This window comes from Candidatus Angelobacter sp., from assembly GCA_035607015.1.
In the GTDB taxonomy this organism is placed as follows: Bacteria; Verrucomicrobiota; Verrucomicrobiia; order Limisphaerales; family AV2; genus AV2.
Genome location: DATNDF010000502.1, coordinates 1 through 3,476 on the forward strand (window position 1 = coordinate 1; position 3,476 = coordinate 3,476).

3 protein-coding genes are annotated in these 3,476 nt (G+C 59.8%); 2 read left to right on the forward strand and 1 reads right to left on the reverse strand.

What is annotated here, in order from left to right; all coding sequences use genetic code 11:
• On the forward strand, window positions 1-975 hold a 975-nt coding region (locus tag VN887_20165; protein HXT42334.1), incomplete at its 5' end, for a class I SAM-dependent rRNA methyltransferase.
• 20 nt (window positions 976-995) lie between these two features.
• On the opposite strand, the gene VN887_20170 is transcribed toward VN887_20165, so the two are convergent.
• Window positions 996-2,144 (reverse strand): HRDC domain-containing protein, encoded by a 1,149-nt coding sequence (locus VN887_20170; protein HXT42335.1) that lies wholly within the window; start codon window positions 2,142-2,144, stop codon window positions 996-998.
• 48 nt (window positions 2,145-2,192) lie between these two features.
• Here VN887_20170 and VN887_20175 point away from each other — a divergent pair.
• Window positions 2,193-3,476 (forward strand): AMP-binding protein (locus VN887_20175; GenBank protein HXT42336.1); only part of this gene is annotated, 1,284 nt, incomplete at its 3' end.

Here is a 3,476-nt window from a genome sequence, read left to right on the forward strand (position 1 = left end):
TTTGAAGGGCGCATTCGCGCGGCGCTCGCCGTCCGCGGCAAACACCTTCCCCACGCCACTTCGTTCCGCGCGGTCAATTCTGAAAGCGACCTTCTCAGCGGTCTGATTGTGGACAAATACGAAGGTGTGCTGGTACTGCAAACTTCCGCGCTGGGCATGGACCAGCGCAAACTCGTGATCGTCGGCACATTGCAGCGCATCTTTTCACCAACCGCCATCGTCGAGCGGAATGAAATTGCCTCGCGGAAGTTCGAGGGATTATCCGATGCCAACGGAGTGGTCGCCGGAAAACTCGACGGCAAGCTGACAATCGGGCTGAATGGTTTGCGATTCGAGGTGGACCTTCTTGGAGGGCACAAAACCGGGTTGTACCTCGATCAGCAGGTGAACTATCAGCGGGTCGCCGAATTGATCGCGCGCTCACCCGGTGCCAGCGTGCTCGACTGTTTCAGTTTCCTCGGCGGATTCGCTCTCCACGCAGCGCGCGCCGGCGCCGCGCACGTCCACGCAATCGACCAGAGCCAGGACGCGATCGTCGGCGCCGAACGCAACGCGGCGACAAATGGTTTGTCGGAAAGATGTTCCTTCGAGGCTGCCAATGTTTTTGACTGGCTGAAGGCGCAGACCGCCACCAGGCCGCATGAGAAAGTCATCCCGCGGTTTGACGCGATCGTCCTGGATCCGCCTTCGTTCACGCGCAATCGAGCCGCGGTGCCGGACGCGCTGCGGGGCTACAAGGAGATCCATTTACGCGCCCTGAAGCTCCTCAAGACCGGCGGAACTCTGGCGACGTTCTGTTGTTCCCACCATGTTGACGCGGTCATGTTCCAGGACGTGATTCTCGCCGCGGCGTTTGATGCGCGGCGAATCCTTCGTCGCGTGGCAACCTACGGCCAGTCACCCGACCATCCCATTATTCCCGTCATCCCGGAGACCGAATACCTGAAAGGGTTCGCTTTCGAGGTTATGAACTGAGGAGAATTACGGCTCCGCCCTCAATGTTCGAGCAACTCTCTCTGCCAGGCCATCAATGCGGTTTGGGCGGCGTCCCAATCTCTCGCCACTGCGCTCAAGGTCGCGCGACTCGCGATCAAGGTCGGATCGATCGACAGCTCCGCCGCGCGGCGGTCGCGCCTTTGTCGCAACTCCTCGTAACGACGCTTTTCGCCGGCGTTTGACCGCGGCGTCGAATACCGATTGGGTTGGGGCCACTGCGAAGCGGGCAGTCCCAGGCCGCGGCGCACGGCAACAAGCACACCTTCGCGCCGGCGCTGCGCAAGTCGGGCAGGCAGTAGAGACTCGACGTTCTTTCCCACCACGGCAGCTTGCGCCAGGGCGACAAGTGTGTCGTGTCGGAGGATGAAAAAAGGCGGCCGGTTTGCCGCGACGGCCTCGCCATCCCGCCAATGCCACAATTCACGCAGCACCGCGAGCGCGCGCCGATCCAGTTTGTCCGCTCCCTTCACCCGCCAGGTCTGGTCGGGATCGGCCGCCCGCACTTCGGCGCATTCCTTCACCAGACGCGCACAACTTTCCTTGTGCCAGTGGAGCCGCCCGCTGTCTTCGAGGCGTGACTTGAGCCTATCCCAGAGCGGCTTGAGATGGTGCGTATCGTTGCGGGCGTAGTTGATCATCCGCTCGGTCAATGGCCGCTTCGCCCAATCCGCCGTCTGCGAACCCTTTTCCAGCCGGACTCCGAGAAGCTTTTCCACGAGGCTGGTAAGACCGAATTCGGTAAATCCATGCAGGCGCGCCGCCAGCATCGTGTCAACCACGGATTCGGGCACGAATTCATAGGTCCGCCGCAATAAGCGGAGGTCGTAATCTGCCCCGTGCATGATCAGTTCGCGCTTGCGTAAGACCTCGATCAAAGGCCCGATTTCCATCGCCGCAAGAGGGTCCAGCAGTTCGTCGGCGCCGGGCAGGCTGATCTGCAGCAGGCAGAGCTTTTCCGGGTACGCATGAAGACTGTCCGCTTCCGTGTCGAGCGCCACCCACCCGGCCCTGCCAATGCGCGCGAGCAGCGCTTCAAGCTGTTCGTCCGTGTCAATCACCCGCCAAGTAAACCGCAAGCTCAACGCAAAACGAAAGTTGTTTGTGCAAAAATGCTCCGAAGCGGGGTCCCGGAGCTTGACTCGGCTCACAGAAACGCGATTCAATCTGCCTGCGTCAACCATCCCTGTCATACGGTTATGAATCTCTCCATGGCTTTCGCGGACTCCGCGGAAAGAAACGCGAGAAAGACCGCTGTGTTCTGGGGTGACGCCGAGTATTCCTACGAGCGCCTTCATCAACAATCGCGCTGGCTGGCCAAGCTTCTGCAAAGGGATTTCGCAGTCCGCCCCGGTGATCGAGTTGCTCTCTGGCTGAAGAATTGTCCCGAATTTATCGCCGCGGTCTTTGGCGTGTTGCGCGCCGGGGGCGTGGTCGTGCCGATCAACAACTTCCTCAAACCCGCTGAAGTAAGCTACATCCTCGCCGACGCGGGCGCTCAAACGTTGATTTGCGAAGCTGCCTCAACCGAAGTGAAATCCGAATTGTCTGCGCGCCTGCCTTCGCTGAGGTTTCTTGATATTGGAGAAGTTGCCGGTGGCGCAACACCACCGCCGGCTGACGCGGGTGCAGCAACCCGGGCGGAGACCGATCTGGCGTTCATAATCTACACGTCCGGCACAACGGGCCGGCCCAAAGGGGCGATGCTCACACACGGCAACCTCCTCTGTAACGTGGAGAGCTGCCGCCAGGTCCTCGAGACCGTGGACCTTGACCGCTTTGTCGTGCTGTTGCCGATGTTCCACAGCTTTATGCTCTGCGTCGGCGTCCTGCTGCCGATGACCACGGGCTGCTCGGTTCTGCTCATCAAATCGCTGCATCCGCCGAAAAATGTCATCCAGGAAATCATCTCCCGCGAGGCGACCATCTTACCCGCCATACCCCAGTTTTTTCGCACACTGGCCGCCATCCACGTCCCTTCAAACAATCCGCTGCGACTATGCATCAGCGGAGCGGCGCCGTTGCCGGTTGAGATTCTGAAAGAGTTCAACGAAAGGTTTTCCATTCCCTTGATTGAAGGCTACGGGTTGAGCGAAGCGAGCCCCGTTGTTTCGTTAAATCCCATTCGTGGACCTTGGAAGGCTGGTTCCATCGGCATTCCGGTCTCGAACGTTGAGGTCACGGTTCAAAATGACCACGGCGCAATCCTCCCCGTCGGCGAAGTTGGGGAGATCTGCGTCCGAGGCGGGAATGTCATGCAAGGTTACTGGAATCAACCCGAAGAGACCGCCAAGGCGCTCCGCAATGGGTGGCTGCTGACCGGTGATGTGGGGTTCAAGGACAAAGACGGCTACTTTTTCATCACCGACCGCAAAAAGGACATGCTCCTCGTGAACGGCATCAATGTTTACCCCCGGGAAATTGAGGAAGTGATTTACCAGTTCGCCGGGGTGAAGGAGGTGGCCGTCATTGGACAACCCGAC